The organism is Acidobacteriota bacterium (assembly GCA_039028635.1).
Lineage (GTDB): Bacteria > Acidobacteriota > Thermoanaerobaculia > Multivoradales > JBCCEF01 > JBCCEF01.
The window spans coordinates 12414-33196 of sequence record JBCCHV010000062.1 but is presented as its reverse complement, the minus strand read 5'-3'; the positions used below and the strand labels follow the sequence as shown (position 1 = coordinate 33196).

Below are 20783 nucleotides of genomic sequence, written 5' to 3'. Positions count from 1 at the left end.
TCGTCGACCATGATCTCACCTGCGGCGCCTGGCAGCGGCAATGCCTTCCCCGAGCGCCCGCGATGCCGGTATCGGGGCAACGAGCACGAGAGGATCTTCCATGACGATCACCCAAGCGCCCCCCGAGAAGCTCTCCGAGGCGATCGAACGGGAGCGGTTTCACGATGTCGTGATCCGCTTTTCGGGCGATTCCGGAGACGGGATGCAGCTCACGGGAACGCAGTTCACCAACACCTCCGCCTTGCTCGGCAACGATCTGTCGACGCTGCCCGACTTCCCGGCGGAGATTCGAGCCCCGGCCGGCACGCTGCCGGGCGTCTCGGCGTTTCAGGTGCGCATTGCGGATCACGACATCCACACCCCCGGCGATGCCCCGGATGTGCTGGTGGCGATGAATCCGGCGGCCCTCAAGAAAGATCTGGGAGACCTCAAAGAAAACGGGGTGGTGATCGTCAACTCGGACGAGTTCAGCCCTCGCAATCTGAAGAAGGCGGGCTACGAGTCGAACCCCCTCGAGGACGGCAGTCTGGCCGACTATCGCCTCCACGAGGCGGCTCTCACCACCCTGACCCGCCGCACCCTCGAGGAAACGGAGCTCGACACCAAGAGCAAGGATCGCTGCAAGAACGTCTTTGCCCTCGGCATGGTGTACTGGCTGTTCAGCCGTCCCCTCGACAGCACCCTCGAGTGGTTTCAGCACAAGTTCGGCAAGAAGCCGGAGATTGCCGCGGCCAACGCCAAAGTGCTCAAGGCGGGCTTCAATTACGCCGAGACGACGGAGATCTTTCAGACCCGCTACGAGGTGGCGCCGGCGACCCTCGAGCCCGGCACCTACCGCAACATTCTGGGCAACTCGGCTCTCGCCCTCGGCATGGTGGCGGCCTCGCAGCGCAGCGGACTACCCCTCTTCCTCGGCGCCTATCCGATCACCCCGGCGAGCGGTCTGCTGCACGAGCTGGCGCGCTTCAAGGAGTTCGGCGTCACCACCTTCCAGGCGGAGGACGAGATCGCCGCCATTTGCGCCGCCATCGGCTCCGCCTTCGGCGGCTCGCTGGCGATCACCGCGTCGAGCGGCCCCGGCATCGCCCTCAAGGGGGAGGCGATGGGACTGGCGGTGATGGTCGAGCTGCCGCTGGTGGTGGTCAACATCCAGCGCGGTGGTCCCTCCACCGGCCTACCCACCAAGACCGAGCAGTCGGACCTCCTGCAGGCCCTCTTCGGCCGCAACGGTGAATCACCGATGCCGGTGATCGCCGCCGCCTCGCCCAAAGACTGCTTCGATGCCGCCCTCGAGGCCTGTCAGTTCGCGCTGCGCGTGATGGGGCCGGTGATGCTGCTGTCGGACGGCTACATCGGCAATGGTTCGGAGCCCTGGCGAGTGCCGGAGGTGGAGGATCTGCCGGACCTGACGGTCGAGATGCACCGCGACCCGGAGACCTATGTTCCCTACCAGCGCGATGCCGCGACCCTGGCGCGTCCTTGGGCGGTGCCCGGGACCGCCGGTCTCGAGCATCGCATCGGCGGCCTCGAAAAAGAGGCCGAAACGGGAAACGTCTCGTACGATCCAGAAAACCATGCTCGGATGACCGAGCTGCGAGCGGAGAAGGTGGAGCGTTTGGTGGAGATCATTCCGGACGTCGAGGTGCACGGAGATCCCGAAGGCGGCGAGCTGCTGGTCTTGGGATGGGGGAGTACCGCCGGTGCGATCACCGGTGCGGTGCAACAGGCGCGAGCCGAGGGTCTGCCGGTCAGCCGGGCTCATCTGCGCCACATCCATCCCTTTCCGGGCAATCTCGGCGATGTCCTGGGGCGCTTCCGGCGGGTGCTGCTGCCGGAGATGAACTCCGGGCAGCTCGCCCTGCTGTTGCGGGCGCGCTACCTCAAGGACATCAAGACCCTCAGCAAGGTGCAGGGAAAACCCTTCTACCGCTACGAGATTCTCGACAGCATCCGGAAGACCTTGGAGGAAGACCATGTCCACTGAGGCGGTCGCGGCGCCCAAGCTCAAGCTCAAGGATTTCCAGAGCGATCAGGAGGTCCGCTGGTGTCCGGGCTGTGGCGACTACGCCATCCTGCGCGCCGTCCAGTCGGTTTTCCCGCAGCTCGGCATCGCCAAGGAGAACTTCGTCGTGGTGTCGGGAATCGGCTGCTCGAGTCGCTTTCCGTACTACATGAACACCTTCGGCTTCCACACCATTCACGGTCGTGCGCCGGCGGTGGCTTCGGGCCTCAAGATGAGCCGGCCGGAGCTCGAGGTGTGGGTGGCGACCGGCGACGGTGACGCCATGTCGATCGGCGGCAATCACCTGATTCACGCCCTCCGGCGCAATGTCGGCCTGAAGATCCTGATGTTCAACAACCGCATCTACGGTCTCACCAAGGGGCAGTATTCGCCCACCAGCGAGGCCGGCAAGCGCACTGCCTCGACGCCGGTGGGCTCGGTCGACAATCCCTTCAACCCGCTCGCCCTCACCCTCGGGGCGGGGGCCACCTTCGTGGCGCGCAGCGTCGACATCTTCATGCCGCACCTGAAGAGCGTGCTCCAGCGGGCTCACGAGCACCAGGGGTCGGCCTTCATCGAGATCTATCAGAACTGCAACATTTTCAACGACAAGGCCTTCGTCTACTTGACCGACAAGGGGTCCCGGGAAGAGCAGGGTCTCTACCTCGAGCATGGCGAGCCGTTGGTCTTCGGCGCCGAGAAGGATCGTGGCATCCGTCTGGTGGGCACTCGTCCCGAAGTCATCTCCCTGGGCGACGGCCTGTCCGCCGACGATTGCCTGGTCTGGGATGAAACCGACCCCACCTTGGCCTATGTCGCTTCCCAGATGCTGCCACCGGATTTCCCGACCCCCCTCGGCGTGCTGCGGGCGGTCGATCGGCCGAGCTATGAAGTCGGGGTCAATGACCAGATCGCCGAAGAGGTGGCCAAGAAAGGCCCCGGGGATCTCGGTGCCGCTATTCGCGGTGGCGACCTCTGGACGGTGAACGAGGACCAGTCGATCAGTCGCGGTTAGCAGCCCCCGGGCGGTCAGGCCGACGCGGGCGGAGGTAGCGTTCTTCTCCCACCACCGCGGGATCGAGGGCGAAGCGGTAGAGGCCGAGACCGCCGTAGAGGGCGTACACCTGCTGGAAGCCGCGCGCCCGCAGGCGCCGTGCCCAGGCCTCGGCGTCCTCGCCGGACTCGTCGATCAGCAGAAGCTCATCGGATTGCCAAGGAATCAACGGCGCATCTCCGGCGGCAAGTTCCTCCGTGCTCACCGGCTGGGCTGACACCAGGGTCGTGCCGGCCGGTTCGCCAGTCCGGGAGACCAGCTCGATCACCCGAGGAGGTGCGCCGGCGGCGAAGCGTCGAAAGACTTCCGTCGGCGCCCGGTGGAGGTCGGGGTCGAAGGCAGGGACTTCGAGACCGCCGGTCTTTCTCGTCATCGGCTGGGCGACTCCGTCGGATTAGCCACCATCCGTTCTGGCATCCTCCGATCTGGCATCCTCAGATTTGGCGCCACAGGAACTTCGCCTTGGCCATTCGTCGGGAAATGAGGGCGACGCGACGCGTGTAGCCGGAGCTGTTGCGGCTCGGATTCCAGCTCGAGGGACGCGACAGGGTGGCCGCGAGCTGCGCCGCCTGGTGCTCCGAGAGGGCGCTGGCGGAGGTCCCGAAGTAGTGCCGCGAGGCGGCTTCGGCGCCATAGAGGCCGGGCCCCATCTCGGCGACGTTGAGGTAGAGCTCGAGGATTCTCCGCTTGCCGAGGTGGCGCTCGAGCTGCACCGTCAAGGCGGCCTCCTTGAGCTTCCTGAGGGGATTGCGACTCGGCGACAGCCAGAGATTCTTGACCAGTTGTTGGCTCAGGGTCGAGGCACCGCGTGGCGGCCGCTTCTCGCGCCAAGCCTGACCGAGGGCGGCGCGGATCTCGCCCGTCGCGAAGCCGTTGTGGCTGAAGAACTCGATGTCTTCGGCCACCAGGACGGCGCGCTTGAGATGGGGCGAGATGGCGCCGTAGGGCACCGGCCGCCAGGCGAGGGGCCGATCCTCGGCGTCGGATGACCGCCGATAGCGCTCGATGAAGGCGGTGGAGTCGGGGTCTTCGCTGGCGAGCTTCGCCACTTGAGGCCAGGTCACCGCTTGCCAGAGAGCGGTGACGGCGAAGAGCACCAGGAGACCGAGGAGCAGGCGTCGCCGCAAGCTTCTCCTCCGGCGACGGCGCTTCTTGCGGCGGCGGGCCATGGTGCCGGAAGTGCTCAGGCGGTGAGCAGGGCGCCGGTGAAGTGCAGCGCCAAGCGAGTGACCAGCTTGCGGCTGAGCTCTTCGAGCTCGATGCGGTAGCGGGTCTGGGGCAGGGCGACGCCCTCGAGGTCGACCCGCACCTGGGTCGCCGGATCGTCGAGGAGGCGGAAGCGCAGGCTGCCCACCCGGGCATCGAAGTCGTGGACCGCGACCGTCAAGGTGACACCACGATCATCGCTGCTGACCTTCGGTTGGTGGCCGCGCCGCTCGAGCTCCCGGGCGATCCGACCGAGGGCCGGCAACAGTACCTGGTCGCGCGCTTCGGCGAACTGATTCCAGTTCCGACGGCGTTCACTGACGGCCCGCTGCAGGCTTTCCCGGCGGTCGCCGCGGCGGCGCTCGAGATCGTCGAAAAAGTCCTGGATAGGTGGGGTTTTCTCGCCAGCCATGGGAGCGACAGCCTACCATCCGAGGGGCTCCCTCTCTGCTACCATCGGCGGCGTTCGACAATCTCGAAAGGGAGCGCAAAGGATGTGGCGTTTACTGGTGGGTGGGGTGCTGTTGATCGCTGGCGGGGCGACGACGGCGGTTTCGGCCCAGGGCTTCGATCAGGTCGCGATCCGCACCGTGCCGGTGAGCGACGGCATCGCCATGCTGGAGGGGGCCGGTGGCAATATCGGGGTCTCCTACGGTGTCGACGGCGTGCTGGTGATCGACGATCAGTTCGCCCCCCTGGCGGAGAAGATCAAGGCCGCCCTGGGCGAGCTCTCGGCGGCTCCGGTGCGCTTCGTGCTCAACACCCATTGGCACCACGATCACACCGGCGGCAACGAGATCCTCGGTGGCGAAGGGGCGGTGATCGTGGCTCACGAGAACGCTCGCCGTCGCCTCACCACCACCCAGTTCGTCAAGGGCTTCGATCGCGACTACCCGCCCTATTCGCGCGCAGGTCTGCCGGTGGTGACCTTTACCCGCGACATCACATTCCACCTCAATGACGACGAGATCCACGTTTTCCACGTCGCCGACGCCCATACCGATGGCGACGCCGTGGTGCACTTTCGCCAGGCCAACGTGCTCCATGCCGGCGACCTCTTTTTCAACGGCTTCTATCCCTTCCTCGATGTCTGGAACGGCGGCACCATCGATGGCTTGATCGCCGCCGTCGAGCGCCTCCTCGAGCTCAGCGACGGGGCGACCCGGATCATTCCCGGCCACGGCCCCCTCGCCAAGCGACCGGATCTGGTGAAGTACCGCGACATGCTGCGCACGGTGCGTCACCGGGTGGCGGCCCGGAGGGCGGCCGGCGAGAGCCTCGAGCAGATCATCGCCGCCCGTCCGACCGCCGACCTCGACCCGACCTGGGGGCAGGGACCGCTGTCGGTCGATCTCTTCCTGAGCCTGGTTTACGAGACCCTGGATGCTCCGTGAGGCCGGTCTCGGTGCTCTCACGGCACTCGTTCTGGCGGCCTGTGGTCCGCAGGCGGGGCCCGCGGGCGGTGACGAGATGACCGCGCGGTCGGTGCCGACGGTCGAATCGGAGGCGCCCAAGGGGCCCTACGTGCGGGTGTTGGGGACGGCCCAGGATGGCGGCTTGCCGCATGCCGCCTGTGGCTGCGACCGCTGTGACCGGGCTCGCTCGGAGCCGGCCTTCGCGCGCCACATCGCCTCGCTGGCATTGGTGCTGCCTGCCAGTGACCGGGTCATGCTGGTGGATGCGACGCCGGATCTTCGCCAGCAGCTCGACGCCCTGATGGACGTGCGCGACGATCCGCCGGACCGGGTCGATCGCGATCCCGTCGACGGCGTGCTCTTGACCCATGCCCACATCGGTCACTACCTGGGCCTGGCTTTTTTCGGCTTCGAAGCGGTGCACACGCGCGACTTGCCGGTCTACTGCACCGCGGCTCTCGGCGAGTTCCTGTCGCAGCATGGTCCTTGGGAGCAGCTCGTTCGCCTGGGCAATCTGAAGCTGGTGGAGAGCCTGCCGGGGGAGCCCATCGACCTCGGCGACGGCGTCACCGCCGAGCCGCGGATCGTGCCCCATCGCGACGAGTACTCGGACACCGTCGCCTGGATTCTGCGTGGGCCCCAACGCAGCCTGCTCTACATTCCGGATACGGAGCCCTGGGGGCGCTGGCCGGTGGCGATCGAGGAGTGGCTGGCGGAGGTCGATGTGGCACTGCTCGACGGCACCTTCTATTCGGCGGCGGAGCTGCCCGGCCGCGAGGTCAGCGAGATCGGTCATCCCCTGATCGTCGACTCGATGGAGCGCTTCGCTGGCCGCTCTCGGCCCCGCATCCTGTTCACCCACCTCAATCACTCGAATCCGGCCCTCGAGCCGGGCTCGCCGGCTGCCGAAGAGATTCGGTCGCGCGGCTTCGAAGTGGCGAGCGACGGCCTGGAATTCCCCCTCTGAGGCTCTACACCCCGGCCGGCAACCGTCACCAGGTGTCGCCCCGCGGGGCGAGAATCCCGCGCCGGGGCGATGGTCGAAAATCCTTTGTCCTGTGGGCGCCGTGGTAGATTGGCGCTTTGCAGGGGCCTCGGTTTTTTCAAGCTTTCTCTCATTCGATCGACCTGCCAGGAGGCGTTCCATGCTCCCGCTCCGAGTGCTCACCCGATTCGCCGCCCTCTCCATTGCCGCCGCCGTCTTCGTCGCGCCGGCGGTCGCTCAAGAGCTCACCTGTGCCGTCGTCGACATCCACCAGGTCGGGCCGGTCAAGCTGGCGCAGCTGCAGGCTCTGCCGCATACCGACTGGTGGGTCGAGGCGGATGACGAGCTGCTGCTGTGCGGTGGAGAGGGGCTGACCGCCGAGGCCTCCGCCACCGGCCGCCTGCTGCAGATCCACCGCCGGGTTCAGGCCGATCAGCTGTACCGGCTGCGCCGGGCCCACGACAAGGACTTCGGCCTTCCCGGGGTGCGGGCGCTGGTTCGCGGTGGCCGATTCGCGGTCATCGAGATGGGGGACGGGGTTGATCGCAAGACCCCTTGGCATGCCCTCCACTCGGCCTCCGAGGGCTCGCCGGGGCCGACCTCCGTCGGTGCGGCCCTCGAGCCCTTCGCGCCCAACATGGTGCTGGTGCGGCAGGCCGCCAACATGCATCGCCCAGCGCGCCGTGCCGTCGATCCAGCCGTCCAGGTGGTGGTCGATGAAGTCGATGGCCAGCGTTGGCAGAACACCAACAACGTCCTCTCCGGTTTTCATCGCCACACCCACGCGCCGGCGATCGATCAGGCACGGGATTGGCTGGCAGCGCAGTTCGGCGCCCTGCCGGGGCTGATCGTCACGACGCCGACCTTCGAGGTCGACTCGACGGCGGTGGAGAACGTCATCGCCACCCTGCCGGGCAGCGAGCGGCCGGACGAGTGGTGGATCGTCGGGGCGCACTACGACGCCCGCTCGGCGAGCATCTCGGACACGGTGACGCCGGCGCCGGGTGCCGAGGACAACGGCAGCGGCTGCTCCGGCGTCCTCGAGATGGCCCGCATCTTCACCAAGCATCGGCCCGAGGAGACGGTGATCTTCATGTGCTACGCCGGTGAGGAGCAGGGGCTCTTCGGCAGCGCCGCCCACGCCGAGGGCATCGTTCAGGCCGGTGATGCGAGCAAGGTTCAGGGCATGTTCAACATGGACATGATCAGCTACTCGCCGGACAGCGACTTCGACGTCTTGCTGGGGTCACGCACGGCCTCCGGGAACCTCCCGGCGGACTTCATGGACGCGGCCGACGATTACGCCAACCTGCGGGTGGTGACGAGCACCTTCACCTGTTGCTCCGATCACGTGCCTTACCTCAACCGCAACCTGCCGGCGATCGCCATCTACTCGAACGATTGGTCGCAGTACCCGGATTACCACGAGACCACCGACGTGGCGGCCAACAACAATTCCGACCAGGCCGCCGAGGTGATCAAGGCCTACACCGCTCTGCTGGCGACCAAGACCAACGCTCGCCAGGCAGCGATTTTCGCGGATGGCTTCGAGAGCGGTGATCTCAACGCCTGGAGCGCCGCGGTCCAGTAGCGGTCGCGACGGAGAACCCTGCCGTGAATCAGCCGCAGCTCTACTTTCGCCAGCTCCTCGCCGGGCAGCAGGTGGCGACGGCCCATCCGGCCGCCGGTCAGATGCGCAACTTCATGTACCTGATCGGTGATCCGGGGAAACGTGAGGCGGTGGTGGTCGATCCCGCTTGGGACGTCGCCGGGCTGATCCGCTTGGCGGAGGCGGACGGTTACTCGATCACCGGGGCCTTGGTGACTCACTACCACCCGGACCATGTCGGCGGCGATCTCTTCGGCCTATCCATCGAGGGGCTGGCGACGTTGCTCGAATCCCACGCCGTTCCGATCTACGTCAACAAGCACGAGGCCGACGGCCTGCGCCGGGTGACCGACGTCTCGGCCTCGGATCTGCGCCAGGTGGACGATGGCGACACCCTGGCGTTGGGCGACTTCGAGCTGCGCTTTCTCCACACCCCCGGTCATACGCCCGGCAGTCAGTGCTTCCTGATCGGCGATCGCCTGGTCGCCGGCGACACCCTGTTCGTTCAGGGCTGCGGCCGGGTGGACCTGCCCGGCGGCGATCCCGACGCCATGTACCACACGCTGACCGGCAAGCTCGCCAAGCTACCGCCGAGCACGGTGCTGTTCCCGGGCCATCACTATGGCCCCACCCCGACGTCGACCATCGCCGACGAGCTCGAGCAGAACCACTACCTGCGCATTGCCAGCCTCGACGACTGGCGCCGCTTGATGGGGCGCTGATTCGCGGCCGAGGCGGTCCGCTTCTTTGCTCTACTTCGCCTACGGCTCCAACATGCTGAGCTTGCGGCTGCAGCGCCGGGTGGCCTCGGCGCGTCCCCTCGGCCGGGCTTTCCTGAGCGGCTATCGCCTGCGCTTCGACAAGCGAAGCTGGAGCGATGCTTCGGGTAAGGCCCGGCCGCAGGCCACCGGCCGCGGTCCGGATCGCCTTTGGGGGGTGGTTTTCGAGATGGCCGCCAGCGATTTCCCGGCTCTCGATCATGCCGAAGGGCTGGGCAAGGGCTACCGGCGAGCCGAGGTCCAGGTCGAGGACACGTCCGGAGCGGTGAGTCGGACCTTCCTCTATGAGGCGCAACGGTCCCATCTCGAGCCCGCCCTTTCGCCCTTCGTCTGGTATCGCGATCTGGTGCTGGCGGGGGCCCTCGAGCACGCTTTGCCGCGGCCCTACGTGCACCGCCTGGCGGCCGTCCCGGCGCAACCGGATCGCGATGCCGAGCGCTGCCGCCGCGGCCGCGAGATCTTGGCTGCCGCCGGCTGGCCGGAAGAAAAAATCAAGAAAATGATCTCGCAGGGGTAAGACTCTCGCGCCTCGTCGCATCCCACTCCATGACGGGCAATGAACAGGCCCGCGAGCGGCATCACAGGCGATGTCGCCGACAAAAACGAAATCAAACCTACTGGGATGTGACCCTCCGGGGTCGTGACAAGGAGATCGAAACCATGAGCCGCATCAACCCCATTCAGCCCGAGACCGCCTCCGCCGAAGCCCGTCAGATCCTCGATCAGGTGAAGGCCAAGATGGGCGGCGTGCCCAACATTCTGGGCACCATGGCCCAGGCTCCGGCGGTGGCTCAGGCCTACCTCGGTTTCAGTGGTGCCCTCGGTGAGGGCGCCCTCGACGCCAAGCTGCGCGAGCTCATCGCCCTGACCGTCGCCGAGGCCAACAACTGCGACTACTGCCTCGCCGCCCACTCGACCATCGGCAAGGGCGCCGGCCTGTCCCAGGACCAGATCCTCGCCGGCCGGCGAGCGCAGGCCGAGGGCAGCCGCGAACAGGCGGCGCTGAGCTTCGCGCGTCTGCTGGTCGAGAATCGCGGCCGGGTGACCGACGGCGAAGTCGACGGCCTGCGGGCCGCCGGCTTCAGCGACGGTGAGGTGCTCGAGATCGTCGCCAACGTCGCCTTGAATCTGTTTACCAACTACTTCAACCACGTCGCCGATCCGGCGGTCGACTTCCCGGTGGCGCCGCCCCTCGCGGCGGCCACTGCCTGAGGGCTCGACCTTCGGGAGCGCCCCACGGGCGCTCCCGAAGGTGGCATGATGTTCTCTCCATGGAGCGCGACGACGCCAGCTGGATCGATCACCTTGCCTCCCCTGGCAGCTCCCAGGACGCGGCCCTGCTCGACCTCCGCAAGATCCTGCGCCGCGGCCTCGACGGTGCCCTCGGGCGTCGCCTGTCGCAGCGCGAGGCCTTCATCGAGGATGTCGTCCAGGAGGCGTCGATGAAGGTCCTGGGCAGTCTGGAGACCTTTCAGGGGCGCAGTCGATTCACCACCTGGGCGGTGGCGATCGCGGTGCGACAGGCGATGGGCGAGCTGCGCCGCCGGCGCACCCGTGATCTCTCCTTCGAGTCCCTGGTGGAGGATCGAGAGCTCCGGCTCCCGGCGGAGGAGGGGAGCGAGTCGTCCGATGGCGACCTCGATCGCAGTAAAGTCCTCCAGGTTCTGCAGCGGGTGATCGACGATCGCCTCACCGCCAAGCAGCGCACCGTGTTGCGCGCCAAGCTCGAAGGGTTGGAGCAGAGCGAGATCGCGCGACGCCTGCCGGGGGTGAAGCGCAACGCCGTCTACAAGTTGGCCCATGACGCCCGCAAGAGCCTGAAGCGAGGTCTCCTCGAAGCCGGGATCTCGGAAGACACCATCCGCCACGCCTTCGATTTCTAGGAGATCGCCATGACCACCTTGACCGCGAGCCAAGTCGAAGACCTGATTCGGTCGATCTGCGATACCGCGGAGAACGAGCCCGACTGCGGGCAGTGCTGGCAGCAGGTCAGCGAGCTGGCCGAACGGGAGCTGGCGGGCCTGGGCGTGCCGGAGGCCCTGGTGACGGTGAAGAGCCACCTCGAGATCTGTGGCGAGTGTGGGGAAGAGTACGAGCTGTTGCTGAAGGCGCTCCAAACCCTCGCCGAGGCTTGATTCGTCGCGCTGAAAACGTCGGTCGGCGACCCGACCTTCCTGGCGGTGTGGTGGCCCTCCGCCATCGAATCGAAATCCAAAGAAAAAGTGCCCCCGGCCCAGAGGAGACCGGGCCGGAGGCGATCGTCGCTCCCGTCACGGGAGGTGTTCCGTTGTCGTCCGTCGTTTACGAGCTCGGGCTCGCGCCGCCGGTCCCGCGCTGACCACGCGGTGCTCCCCGCCGGCCGCCCCGCGGGCCGCGGCGGCGCGGGATCTCGGAGCCGGCGACGACGCCGTCGCCGTCCCGGTCGAGGCGATCGAACTGCTCAGCCGGCCCGTCGAACTCCTCGCGCGTCACATGGCGATCGCCATCGCCGTCGTGGCGGGCCAGGAAGCCGCCGCGAGATCGGTTGCCGAGCTCGGCCCGGCTGAGGAGATCATCGCCATCCTGGTCGAGACCCTCGAAGGCTTGCGGCGAGCCGCGAAACTCGTCCCTCGACAGGAGGCCGTCGCCGTCGGCGTCGAGATGGTCGAAGCTGGGCGGGCGACGCCGCAGCTCATCTGCCGAAAGAAAGCCGTCCTGGTCGGCGTCGAGGTGCTCGAAGGCGCCCTCGGGGCCGCGAAACTCGTAAGCGGAGAGCAGGCCGTCGCCGTCTTGGTCGAGTTGGGTGAGGTCGGGTCGCTGACCTCGGGGTGATGCCTCCGGTTGGGCGATCGAGGGGAAGGTGATGAACGCGAAGCAGGTCAGGCTGAGGAGGAGAGTTCTCGTCATGGGGTTCTCCACGGTTGGTGATGCCATGGAGTAGGGCAAGCCCTATGCCACTCGAGGTGAATTCAATAAGGCTATTCTTATCAATGTCTTAGGTCGACTGGCGACGGCCTCGGGAAGGCCGCCGTGCGAATCTCGCAGGGCCGATGGCTGCGGATTCCGCAGCTCCGGCGAACTCAGCCTGGACGGTAGCGCTTGAGCTTGTCGTACAGGGTACGCAGGCCGATACCGAGGGCCTCCGCCGCCAGGCGCCGGTTGTCGTCGTGAGCCGCCAGGGCGGCCTCGATCGCCTCGCGTTCGATTTCGGCCAAGGTTCGCGGAGGGCTCGGGTCGGGCGAGACCGCGGCGACCGGTTGCGAGCGCCAGAACAGATGAGCCGCCTCGAGGCGAGTACCGTCGGCCAGGATGGCGGCTCGCTCGAGGGAATTGGAAAGCTCGCGAATGTTGCCCGGCCAGGGGGCGCCGGTGAGGTGTTGGCGAACCTCCGGAGAGAGCTCGAGGCGGCCGCGACCGAGGCGGGCGGCAATCTGAGCGAGGAGATTTTCAGCCAGCGGCAGAATGTCCTGACGGCGTTGCCGCAGGGCCGGCAGCTCGACGGGAAAGACCGCCAGGCGATGGTAGAGATCCTCACGGAACTCGCCGCTGGCGATGCGGCTTTCGAGGTTGCGGTTGGTGGCCGCCACCCACCGCACATCGGCCGGCAGCTCGCGTTCGCCGCCGACCCGCTGGAAGCTGCGTTGCTCGAGAACCCGGAGCAGCTTGACCTGCAGCTCGGGCCGCATCTCGCCGATTTCGTCGAGAAAGAAAGTTCCTCCGGCGGCCAGCTCGAGGCGCCCCCGGCGAGCCTTGGTGGCGCCGGTGAAGGCGCCCTTTTCGTGGCCGAACAGCTCGCTTTCGAGCAGTTGCTCCGGGATTGCCCCGCAATTGACCGCGACGAAGGCCTCGTTGGCGCGTTCGCTCCAGCGATGGACGGAACGAGCCGCGATCTCTTTGCCGGTGCCGCTCTCGCCGGTCAGCAGCACCGTCGCCCGGGTCGCGGCGACCTTGCGCAGAGCTTCGCCGACCCGCTCCATGGTGGGGTCGCCATAGCTCAAAGGCGGCAGTTGCGGGGCTTCGCGGTCGGCCCGGGTGGCGAGAGTCTTGAGCTGGCGCCGCTCGAGGGCTCGGCCCGCCAGGAGGCGCAGCTCGAGGGGGCTTCCGATGGGTTTCTCGAGGTAGTCGAAGGCCCCCAGGCGCATCGCCTCGACGGCGGTTTCGATCGAGCCGTGGGCGGTGAGTAGCACGACCTCGAGCTCCGGCTGCTCGGCGCGGGCGATGCGCAACAGCTCCATGCCGTCCATCTCGGGCATCCGCAGGTCGGTGATCAGCAGGTCGAAGCTCTGGCGGCGCAGCAGGTCGAGGGCCTCCCGGCCGTGCTTCGCCTGGCGACAGCGGTGCCCGTCGTCCTCCAGCGCCTCGCTGAGAAACTCGCGCAGGCCGAGCTCGTCTTCGGCGATCAGGATGTGGCCCATGGCTTCCCTTTCGATGGCGGTTCGGCGGGGAGCAGGGCTTCGAAGACCGCTCCCCCTTCGCCGTGGTTGTGGGCTCTCAAGGTGCCACCGTGGAGCTCGACGATGCGTCGGGTGACGGCGAGTCCGAGTCCGGTGCCGCTGGCACGGGTAGTGAAAAAGGGCTCGAAGATGCGCTCCTCCTGGCCGGCCGGCAGGCCCGGGCCGTGGTCGCGAACGGCCAAGCGGAGGTGACCGTCGGCGACCTCGGCGGTGGCCTCCACGGGGGCGTCGTCGGCGGTCTGCAGGGCGTTGCGCAGGAGATTGGTCACCACCTGGCGCCAGCGCACCGGATCGAGGGGCCAGGCCGCCGGGCTGCGCTCGGCGTCGATCGCGATGCGCTCGCCGTCGAGGCCGCCGGCGACTTCCCGCAGCAGGGCGGCCGGGTCGACCGGCCGTCGCTCGAGGGGGCCGCTCTTCGAGAACGCCAAGAGATTGGTTGACAGCGACTCCAGGCGGGTAGCTTCGAGAACCACTCGGTCGGCCTTGGCCCGCTCGCGACTGCCGGCCGCCAGGCGCTCGGCGAGGAGCTGGGCATGGCCTTTGAGGGAGGCCAGCGGATTGCGGATCTCGTGCGCCAGGACCGCCGACATCTCGCCCAGGGTGCTGAGCCGTTTCTCATGCTGTCGCCGCCGCTCCTCGGCCTCCCGTCGCAGGGACAGGCGCCAGAAGACCAGCGCTGCGGCCATCAGGGCGATGGCCGCCAGCCAGCTCGACGCCAGCGCCCGTTGGGCGCGAGCCACCAGCCCAGCGGTCACCACCGGTACGAACTCGAGGACCAGCCGCGGCGAGCGCTCGCGCCGGCCGCGGGGAGGTGGGCCGGAAAAGGACGAGCTCGGGGTCGTCGGTCGGTCGTCGATCTCCGGTCCGGGAGCGCTATACCGTCGTGGCGGCTGAGGGGGCGACGATTCTTGCCGCGCCGGAAAACGGTTGCGCCGCGGTGGACCGCCATCGACCGGAGCGATGACTCGCAGCACCACACGACCATCCTCCGGTGCCCGAAGGCGGCTGACTTTGCGCGCGCTACGGGAGAAGTCCACTGCCATTCGGGTGCCGGCTTCGGCGACCACGCGGTCGTTCGGCCGCAGGATCCCGAGGTAGGTCAGGCCGCGACCCTCGTTGCGCTCCAGAAAAGTCTCCAGGAGCGTGCTGCTGGGCGGTCCGGCAGAGCTGCGGAGCAGATCGAGGGCCGAGCGCAGCAGTGCCTCGGCCTCGCCGCCGTCGAGGGTCTCGCGGGCTTCTTGAACGCTGCGCAGATTGGACCAGGAGGTGATCACCAGGGCGGCTCCCATCACGAAGGTGGTGGCGAGCAGGGTCCAGCGGCCTTGGAAGTGCTGACGGATTTTCACTTCGACTCATCTTCTCACTGTGGGTTCGCGGACGAGTAGAGCAAGGTTCCTGCCAACGGGGCTCGCTGCCGAAGGCCGGTGTGTAGCCCTTCGCGGGAGCGCCGAGGCTGCGATTTCTGCAGCGGCGAGCGTGCGAGAACTGCATCCTGAGGCCGCCGGCGAGAGAGTCTGGCGGCACCGTTCGGCCGTCGGGAGGCGCCAGCTTGGCGGCTGTTTTTGGGGCCTCGAGCGTCAGACGAGGGGACGAGGCCGGGGGCTGGCATTGCGTCTGCTCTACCTCTGGGTGATCGTGGAATCAACCACGGTCGCTGAAATCCGGGAGGTCACCATGGCTCCTATGAAAGATCCCCGACGAGTGACCGGTTTCTTTGCTCGCTCCCTGCCGGTGTGGTGGATTCTGTTCGCCCTGGCAGTCAGCTCGCTGGCCTGGCCAGCCTTGGCCCAGCTCATGCTTCGTCGTCACACCGCGGCGAGCTCGAACGGTCTCGAGCTGTTGCCGGCCTCGATGTTGCCGAAGACCGCCAATCAGGTTTCCGAATCCTCGGGAGCGCGCTGGCGGACGATTCGCGCCAACGGGGTGCCGGACCATGCCGTTGGTACGTTTCCGAACGCCGGCAACCCGAATCGCCTGAGCGCCCAGAGCTATCGCTTTCGAGTGCCCATGGAACCGCGACTGGCTGCCGACGTGACGCCGCTGAGCGGGCCGACGAGCTTCGGTGTGGCGGTCAATGGCGTGCCCTTCGACCCCGGCGCCGCCGAGTTCTTTCTCGGTGATCGCAGCAGCGGTTGGCAGTACGAAGCGCTGGCCGGCGCCGTGCCCCTCGGCATCGACGCCAATCACGCTCACGTCCAGCCCACCGGGGCATACCACTACCACGGCCTGCCGACGGGGCTGCTCGATGAGCTCGACTTCGTTCCGGGCCGCCACTCGCCGCTGGTTGGCTGGGCCGCCGACGGCTTTCCCATCTACGCCCTCTACGGTCGCCTCGATGGGGAATCGGGAGTGCGCGAGCTGCTCCCGAGCTATCGCCTGCGGCAGGGCCAGCGGCCCGCCGGCGAGGGCCAGCCGGGAGGGGTCTTCGATGGCACCTTCGTGGCCGACTACGAATACGTGGACGGCGCCGGCGATCTCGACGAGTGCAACGGCCTGTGGACGGTGACGCCGGAGTTTCCAGACGGCACCTACGCCTACTTCCTGACCGCCGACTGGCCGGTGGTGCCGCGCTGCTTCCGGGGCACGCCGTCGCCGGACTTTCGCAAGGCCAGGGGGCTCGGGCACCAAGGCCGCCGCACCGGGCGCGGCTGATCCGGAGAACACCCTCAGCCGGCCCAGCGGCGGCACCACTCGACCATCGCCACCGCCGAGGCGGAGCCGGCGTTGATCGAGCGGGTCGAGCCGAACTGGGGAATCGACAACACGCTGCTGACCAGCTCGCGAGCCCCGGCCGACAGGCCGGGGCCTTCGCGGCCGAAGAGCAAGACGCAGCGCTGCGGAATCTCCGCCTGGTGGATCGGCCGCGAGCCGGGCAGGTTGTCGATGCCGAGCACCGGTAGATCTCGTTCGCGGCACCAGCCGGCGAAATCTTCCAGCGTCGGGTGCTTGAGGACGTGCTGGTAGACCTCCGTCATCATCGCCCCACGGCGATTCCAGCGCCGTCGTCCGATGATGTGGACGGCCTCGGCCAAGAATGCGTTGGCATTGCGCACCACGGTGCCGATGTTGGGATCGTGGAGCCAGTTCTCGATGGCGACGTGAAAACCGTGGCGGCGACGATCGAGATCGGCGACGATCGCCTCCACCTTCCAATAGCGGTAGTTGTCGGTGACGTTGCGCCGGTCGCCGGTGGCGAGCAACGCGGGATCGAGGCGGTCGTCGTCGGGCCACGGGCGAGGGTGGGGGCCGACCCCGACCTCGTCCCGATCCGATGCGTCGCCGGGCAGTGACGGTTGTTTCACCGCTGCAGCATAGCGGTTCTTTGTCGCTATACTCGGAGAGCTATGGCCGATTCGAAAATTCTCTCCGCCCTTTTGGTCCTCTCTTCCTTCGCCTTTGCCGGACTCGCCGGAGCGGGGGCTCCCACCATCGAAGAGCAACTCGTCGAGGCGATCAACCAGGAACGCTGGATCAATGGCCAGCTGCCGCCCTTCAAGGGTCACAACCAGCTGGCGACGGCGGCCGAGAATCACTCGGTGGCGATGGCCAACCGCAACTTCTTCGGCCACTGCGACCTCGACACCCTGTCGAGCGCCGGTAGCCGAGCGGCGACGGCGGGCTACACCGGTGGCTCGATCGCCGAGAACCTCGCCGCCGGCCAGGGCACCGTGGCGGGGGTGGTGGCCGGGTGGATGGCGAGTTCTGGCCATCGCAACAACATCCTTTCCAATCGGCGGGATACCGGCACCGGGTTCTTCTTCCAGGCCGGCGATCAGAACAACGTGCGGGTGGATCTCGATGGCGATTGCGCTACCGACCAGATCTCCGGTCCCTTTGGCGAGTATTGGACCCAGGTCTTCGGCACCCGTTCTTCCGTCTACCCGGTGGTGATCGACCGCGAGGCCTGGTCGACGGACAGCCGCAACGTCGAGCTCTACCTCTACGGCACCGGCTGGGCGGCGGAGATGCGGCTGCGCAACGAGAGCGGTGCTTTCGGCAACTGGATGTCCTTCAGCACCATTCTTCCGTGGCAGCTCTCCGCCGGTGGCGGACTGAAAGAGGTCTTCGTCGAGCTGCGCAACGGCGCCGGGACGGTGCGCACGGCGAGCGACACGATCCGCTTCGAGGGCGGCGTCAGCCTGTTCGAGGACGGCTTCGAGTCCGGCAACACCTCCGCCTGGACGACCACCGTCCAGTAGCCCCCTAATCGCGGCGCTCTTCGAGGCGCTCGAGGACCGGGCTCTTGGGCTTGAGCTCGTCCGCGAAGCGCACTTCGATGGCGTAGTCACCGCCGTCCCCGAAGGCCTCGACCAACCAATTGCGAACGAAGTTCTCGAGCTCTCGCCGGCCGACCTCTCGCACCAGCGGCAGTTGCTGGCGGGCGCGGCGGCGGGCGAGATTGCCGAGGCTGGCCTTGAGCTGCTCGAGGGCGGGCGCCTCGTCGCGGATCAGGCTCGAGGTGCGAACCCGGTAGTCGAGGCGGCTGGCGTCGATGGCGGGCTCGTTGTGCTCGATGGGCGGCGCCAGCACCTGCAGGGTGTCGTCGCTGAGCTCGAAGCTCCACTCGCCGGCGAAGTCGACGAAGTAGGTGTACTCCACCGGAGCGGTGGCCTCGACGACGATCTCCGGGAGCTCGATCTCGCCCCAGAACACGGCGGCGCGATCCCTCAAATCGAAGGTTTCCTGCTGTTTGAGGGTGGCGAACTGTAGGCGGGAGGTGCCTTCGAGGGAGGTGGTGTAGCCGCGAAAGGAAGTCTCGAAGGAGCCCTGCCGGAAGGCGGCCGCCACGGAGCGCAGCTCGCCGAGCACCTCGCGGCCGGCCTCCAGCGCTTTGCCGGGCAAGCTGAGGGTGGTGCGGTAGAGGTAGAGGGCCCCACCCACCAGCAGGGCGACGATCACCATGCTGGCGACGGCCCAGGGCCAGGAACTGCGATGGCGGCGCGGTGAAGACTTCACGATGGGGGGATGGTAACCCAGCGGCGTCGGTGGCTGCGGCCCCGTCGCCGTGCCCCGCGTTGGGGCGCCCATGGCATGACTGGCGGTGTTACGCTCCCCGGCCATGAACGGCGAAACGCCCCATCCCGCCTTTCGACCGGTCCCCCGCACGGGAGTGATCTACGTCACTCACCAGGCCCAGGAGCGCGGCTTCCGGGCCGGCGATCCGAGCTGGAGCAATCTCGGCCAGGGGCAGCCCGAAACCGGCCATCTGGAGGGTGCCCCCGAGCGCGTCGAGGCGGTGGCGATCGATCCGCGCGATCGCGACTACGCTCCCGTACCGGGTCTGTGGGAGCTGCGGCAGGCGGTGGCGGAGCTCTACAACCGGCTCTACCGGCGCGGCATGGCGTCGCAATACAGTGCCGAGAACGTCGCCATCTCGGGCGGTGGCAGGGCCTCCTTGACGCGCGCCGTGGCGGCCCTGGGAAGGGTCAATCTGGGACATTTCCTGCCCGACTACACGGCCTACGAAGAGCTGCTGGACATCTTTCGCCGGGTGACCGCGATCCCGATCCTCCTCGGGCGCGAGCGGGCCTACGAGTTCAGCGCCTCGGACCTGCGGCGGGAAGTTTCGGGACGAGGGTTGTCGGCATTGCTGATGTCGAATCCCTCGAACCCGATGGGCAAGCTGGTCAGCGGTCCCGATCTCGACCGCTGGCTGGAAATCTGCCGTGAGCTCGACTGCACGCTGCTGTGCGACGAGTTCTACTCCCACTTCGTTTGGCGCGCCGATGGCGAGGAGCCGCTGCCGGTGGTGAGCGCGGCGCGCTACGTCGAGGATGTCGATCGCGATCCGGTGGTGATCTTCGATGGCTTGACCAAGAACTGGCGCTATCCGGGCTGGCGGGTGACCTGGGCCCTGGCGCCGCGGCGGGTGGTCGAGGCGATGGAGAGCGCCGGCTCCTTTCTCGATGGCGGCGGCTCGTGCCCATTGCAGCGCGCCGCCGCCGAGCTGCTCTCACCGCGAGCGGTGCTGGCAGAGACCGAAGCGATTCGCCGAACCTTCCTCCCCAAGCGCGAGCTGATGCTGCGCCGAGTGCGCGAGATGGGCATGGGAGTCGATCGTGAGCCCGACGGTACGTTCTACGCCTTCGTGTCCCTCGACGCCCTGCCGGAGCCGCTGCGCGATGGCCTGGCTTTCTTTCGAGCCGCCCTCGAGCGGCAGGTGATCTGCGTCCCCGGGGTCTTCTTCGATATCAACCCCGGGCGCCGTCGCTCTCAGCGCCTGTCGCGTTTTCGGCGCCACGTGCGCCTTTCCTTCGGGCCGCCAAGGGAAGAGGTCGAGCGCGGCCTCGACCGCCTCGAGGCGATGATCCGCGACGCCTCCTAGAGCGCTAGCAGACTGCTGAAGAAGTTCAGGTTCGAGGACTTTCTGCCCACGTGGGACCCCGAGCCCAGCGGGCGAGGCGGCGCCTTCGGCGCCGAGGACGGGGCCGCCCTGGATTGGGGTGAAGGCGCGCGACATGCGCGAAGCCGGGCCGCGTAGGCCTGAGGAGGGCGCCAATCAGCCCCCCTGGCCGGGTGCCCCTGAAATTGACAGCAGGCGCTGAAGAAGTTCAGGTTCGAGGACTTCCTGCCCGCGTGGGACCCCGAGCCCATCGGGCGAGGCGGCGCCTTCGGCGCCGAGGACGGGGCCGCCCGGGATTGGGGTGAAGGCGCGCGACATGCGCGAAGTCGGGCCGCGTAGGCCTGAGGGGGGCGCCTTTTAGCCCCCCTGAAATAAACAGCAGAGCTGGCTAAACCTTTTCACCGGCTGGTTGGACTTGCGCATTGCAAGGTCCGTGAAGAAGCGCTGCTTCGAAAGGCCTTGAATGGCTCCGGTGGTCGGAGCCCCCGGCCGTCCTTCGGACGGCTTCACATCAGTGCGAGGAGAAGCCCGTGAAGAACACCCTGATCGTCCTGCTTGCCGTGATTCTCGCCGCTGGCATCGCGTTGTCCCTCACCGCCGGCGAGGTTGCTCCCACGGTCGCGAAGGAGTCCGTCGAAGTCGACGAGGTGGTCGACCTCGAGGCCCTGTTCGCCGACCTCGAAGCGGTCGCCAGCGGCGTCGGCGACTCGACCAGCTTCATGTGCATCGAGGGCATTCCCTGCGAAGAGGACTTCGAGTGCGGCGCCAATGGCTGCTGCCTGGGGCGCGAGTGCCACTGCGACTGACCTGATTCGACCCTGCGCTGCGGGTTCCAGAGTGGCCGCGATGGCGTGTCGTCGTCGGCACCGGGTGCAAGCTCGCAGCGCAGGGGCCCCGGAGGGCCTGGGTCCCCCTGGCTCTCCGGGGCGTTTCGCCGTTGCCGGCGAGGTTTGCGGA

At 67.6% G+C, this 20783-nt stretch carries 22 protein-coding genes; 14 read left to right on the top strand and 8 right to left on the bottom strand.

Annotated elements, in window-relative coordinates; translation table 11 throughout:
- Nucleotides 1–100 precede the first annotated feature (100 nt).
- The gene (locus AAF604_20610; protein MEM7052083.1) at nt 101–1984 is read left to right on the top strand and encodes a 2-oxoacid:acceptor oxidoreductase subunit alpha; all 1884 of its coding nucleotides are present in this window, start codon (nt 101–103) and stop codon (nt 1982–1984) included.
- Nucleotides 1974–3017: a 2-oxoacid:ferredoxin oxidoreductase subunit beta gene (locus AAF604_20605; protein MEM7052082.1), complete on the top strand. Its 1044-nt coding sequence runs from the start codon at nt 1974–1976 to the stop codon at nt 3015–3017. Before AAF604_20610 ends, AAF604_20605 begins: the two co-directional genes overlap by 11 nt.
- Here AAF604_20605 and AAF604_20600 read toward each other — a convergent pair.
- The 3 genes from AAF604_20600 to AAF604_20590 form a co-directional block, all read right to left on the bottom strand.
- Entirely contained in the window at nt 3004–3429 is a 426-nt protein-coding gene (locus tag AAF604_20600; GenBank protein ID MEM7052081.1) for a rhodanese-like domain-containing protein, read from the bottom strand. The two genes, AAF604_20605 and AAF604_20600, sit on opposite strands and share 14 nt — an antisense overlap.
- Nucleotides 3430–3490: 61 nt before the next feature.
- Nucleotides 3491–4183, bottom strand: a complete 693-nt coding sequence (mtgA, locus tag AAF604_20595; protein ID MEM7052080.1) for a monofunctional biosynthetic peptidoglycan transglycosylase — start codon at nt 4181–4183, stop codon at nt 3491–3493.
- A 56-nt stretch (nt 4184–4239) separates the two neighbouring features.
- Nucleotides 4240–4674, bottom strand: a complete 435-nt coding sequence (locus AAF604_20590; protein MEM7052079.1) for a hypothetical protein — start codon at nt 4672–4674, stop codon at nt 4240–4242.
- 82 nt (nt 4675–4756) lie between these two features.
- Between AAF604_20590 and AAF604_20585 the strand changes: the two genes are divergently transcribed.
- From AAF604_20585 to AAF604_20550, 8 genes are all read left to right on the top strand, one after another.
- The gene (locus tag AAF604_20585; protein ID MEM7052078.1) at nt 4757–5656 is read left to right on the top strand and encodes an MBL fold metallo-hydrolase; all 900 of its coding nucleotides are present in this window, start codon (nt 4757–4759) and stop codon (nt 5654–5656) included.
- On the top strand, nt 5646–6644 hold the full coding sequence (locus AAF604_20580; GenBank protein MEM7052077.1) for an MBL fold metallo-hydrolase: 999 nt from the start codon (nt 5646–5648) through the stop codon (nt 6642–6644). Before AAF604_20585 ends, AAF604_20580 begins: the two co-directional genes overlap by 11 nt.
- 178 nt (nt 6645–6822) lie before the next feature.
- Nucleotides 6823–8253, top strand: coding sequence for a M28 family peptidase (locus AAF604_20575; GenBank protein ID MEM7052076.1), 1431 nt, complete (start codon nt 6823–6825; stop codon nt 8251–8253).
- 23 nt (nt 8254–8276) lie between these two features.
- Nucleotides 8277–8993, top strand: a complete 717-nt coding sequence (locus tag AAF604_20570) for an MBL fold metallo-hydrolase (GenBank protein ID MEM7052075.1) — start codon at nt 8277–8279, stop codon at nt 8991–8993.
- A gap of 25 nt (nt 8994–9018) precedes the next feature.
- Nucleotides 9019–9567, top strand: coding sequence for a gamma-glutamylcyclotransferase family protein (locus AAF604_20565; protein MEM7052074.1), 549 nt, complete (start codon nt 9019–9021; stop codon nt 9565–9567).
- 143 nt (nt 9568–9710) lie between these two features.
- Entirely contained in the window at nt 9711–10262 is a 552-nt protein-coding gene (locus AAF604_20560) for a peroxidase-related enzyme (GenBank protein ID MEM7052073.1), read from the top strand.
- A 59-nt stretch (nt 10263–10321) separates the two neighbouring features.
- Nucleotides 10322–10933, top strand: coding sequence for an RNA polymerase sigma factor (locus AAF604_20555; GenBank protein MEM7052072.1), 612 nt, complete (start codon nt 10322–10324; stop codon nt 10931–10933).
- 9 nt (nt 10934–10942) lie between these two features.
- Complete coding sequence (locus tag AAF604_20550) at nt 10943–11185, top strand: hypothetical protein (protein MEM7052071.1); 243 nt, start codon at nt 10943–10945, stop codon at nt 11183–11185.
- Nucleotides 11186–11351: 166 nt separating this feature from the next.
- On the opposite strand, the gene AAF604_20545 is transcribed toward AAF604_20550, so the two are convergent.
- The 3 genes from AAF604_20545 to AAF604_20535 all read right to left on the bottom strand — a co-directional run bounded on the left by AAF604_20545 (nt 11352) and on the right by AAF604_20535 (nt 14829).
- A complete protein-coding gene (locus AAF604_20545) occupies nt 11352–11936 on the bottom strand; it encodes an EF-hand domain-containing protein (protein ID MEM7052070.1) in 585 nt (194 codons plus the stop codon).
- Nucleotides 11937–12109: 173 nt separating this feature from the next.
- Nucleotides 12110–13444, bottom strand: a complete 1335-nt coding sequence (locus AAF604_20540; protein MEM7052069.1) for a sigma-54 dependent transcriptional regulator — start codon at nt 13442–13444, stop codon at nt 12110–12112.
- Complete coding sequence (locus AAF604_20535) at nt 13429–14829, bottom strand: HAMP domain-containing sensor histidine kinase (protein MEM7052068.1); 1401 nt, start codon at nt 14827–14829, stop codon at nt 13429–13431. The genes AAF604_20540 and AAF604_20535 overlap by 16 nt, the downstream gene beginning before the upstream one ends.
- A gap of 328 nt (nt 14830–15157) precedes the next feature.
- Between AAF604_20535 and AAF604_20530 the strand changes: the two genes are divergently transcribed.
- Nucleotides 15158–16135 carry a YHYH protein gene (locus AAF604_20530; GenBank protein ID MEM7052067.1) on the top strand — a complete coding sequence of 326 codons (978 nt, stop codon included), beginning with the start codon at nt 15158–15160 and terminating at the stop codon, nt 16133–16135.
- A 14-nt stretch (nt 16136–16149) separates the two neighbouring features.
- On the opposite strand, the gene AAF604_20525 is transcribed toward AAF604_20530, so the two are convergent.
- On the bottom strand, nt 16150–16785 hold the full coding sequence (locus AAF604_20525) for a TrmH family RNA methyltransferase (protein MEM7052066.1): 636 nt from the start codon (nt 16783–16785) through the stop codon (nt 16150–16152).
- Nucleotides 16786–16827: 42 nt separating this feature from the next.
- Between AAF604_20525 and AAF604_20520 the strand changes: the two genes are divergently transcribed.
- The gene (locus tag AAF604_20520; GenBank protein MEM7052065.1) at nt 16828–17682 is read left to right on the top strand and encodes a CAP domain-containing protein; all 855 of its coding nucleotides are present in this window, start codon (nt 16828–16830) and stop codon (nt 17680–17682) included.
- 4 nt (nt 17683–17686) lie between these two features.
- On the opposite strand, the gene AAF604_20515 is transcribed toward AAF604_20520, so the two are convergent.
- A complete protein-coding gene (locus AAF604_20515) occupies nt 17687–18544 on the bottom strand; it encodes a hypothetical protein (GenBank protein ID MEM7052064.1) in 858 nt (285 codons plus the stop codon).
- Here AAF604_20515 and AAF604_20510 point away from each other — a divergent pair.
- Entirely contained in the window at nt 18543–19808 is a 1266-nt protein-coding gene (locus tag AAF604_20510) for a pyridoxal phosphate-dependent aminotransferase (protein MEM7052063.1), read from the top strand. The two genes, AAF604_20515 and AAF604_20510, sit on opposite strands and share 2 nt — an antisense overlap.
- Before the next feature lie 548 nt (nt 19809–20356).
- The gene (locus AAF604_20505) at nt 20357–20632 is read left to right on the top strand and encodes a hypothetical protein (protein ID MEM7052062.1); all 276 of its coding nucleotides are present in this window, start codon (nt 20357–20359) and stop codon (nt 20630–20632) included.
- Nucleotides 20633–20783 lie beyond the last annotated feature (151 nt).

Coding starts and splice junctions, on each gene's coding strand:
- AAF604_20610 (MEM7052083.1), top strand. CDS start 101: ATGACGATCACCCAAGCGCCCCCCGAGAAGCTCTCCGAGGCGATCGAA.
- AAF604_20605 (MEM7052082.1), top strand. CDS start 1,974: ATGTCCACTGAGGCGGTCGCGGCGCCCAAGCTCAAGCTCAAGGATTTC.
- AAF604_20600 (MEM7052081.1), bottom strand. CDS start 3,429: ATGACGAGAAAGACCGGCGGTCTCGAAGTCCCTGCCTTCGACCCCGAC.
- AAF604_20590 (MEM7052079.1), bottom strand. CDS start 4,674: ATGGCTGGCGAGAAAACCCCACCTATCCAGGACTTTTTCGACGATCTC.
- AAF604_20585 (MEM7052078.1), top strand. CDS start 4,757: ATGTGGCGTTTACTGGTGGGTGGGGTGCTGTTGATCGCTGGCGGGGCG.
- AAF604_20580 (MEM7052077.1), top strand. CDS start 5,646: ATGCTCCGTGAGGCCGGTCTCGGTGCTCTCACGGCACTCGTTCTGGCG.
- AAF604_20575 (MEM7052076.1), top strand. CDS start 6,823: ATGCTCCCGCTCCGAGTGCTCACCCGATTCGCCGCCCTCTCCATTGCC.
- AAF604_20560 (MEM7052073.1), top strand. CDS start 9,711: ATGAGCCGCATCAACCCCATTCAGCCCGAGACCGCCTCCGCCGAAGCC.
- AAF604_20555 (MEM7052072.1), top strand. CDS start 10,322: ATGGAGCGCGACGACGCCAGCTGGATCGATCACCTTGCCTCCCCTGGC.
- AAF604_20550 (MEM7052071.1), top strand. CDS start 10,943: ATGACCACCTTGACCGCGAGCCAAGTCGAAGACCTGATTCGGTCGATC.
- AAF604_20545 (MEM7052070.1), bottom strand. CDS start 11,936: ATGACGAGAACTCTCCTCCTCAGCCTGACCTGCTTCGCGTTCATCACC.
- AAF604_20540 (MEM7052069.1), bottom strand. CDS start 13,444: ATGGGCCACATCCTGATCGCCGAAGACGAGCTCGGCCTGCGCGAGTTT.
- AAF604_20530 (MEM7052067.1), top strand. CDS start 15,158: ATGGCTCCTATGAAAGATCCCCGACGAGTGACCGGTTTCTTTGCTCGC.
- AAF604_20520 (MEM7052065.1), top strand. CDS start 16,828: ATGGCCGATTCGAAAATTCTCTCCGCCCTTTTGGTCCTCTCTTCCTTC.
- AAF604_20510 (MEM7052063.1), top strand. CDS start 18,543: ATGAACGGCGAAACGCCCCATCCCGCCTTTCGACCGGTCCCCCGCACG.
- AAF604_20515 (MEM7052064.1), bottom strand. CDS start 18,544: ATGGCCGGGGAGCGTAACACCGCCAGTCATGCCATGGGCGCCCCAACG.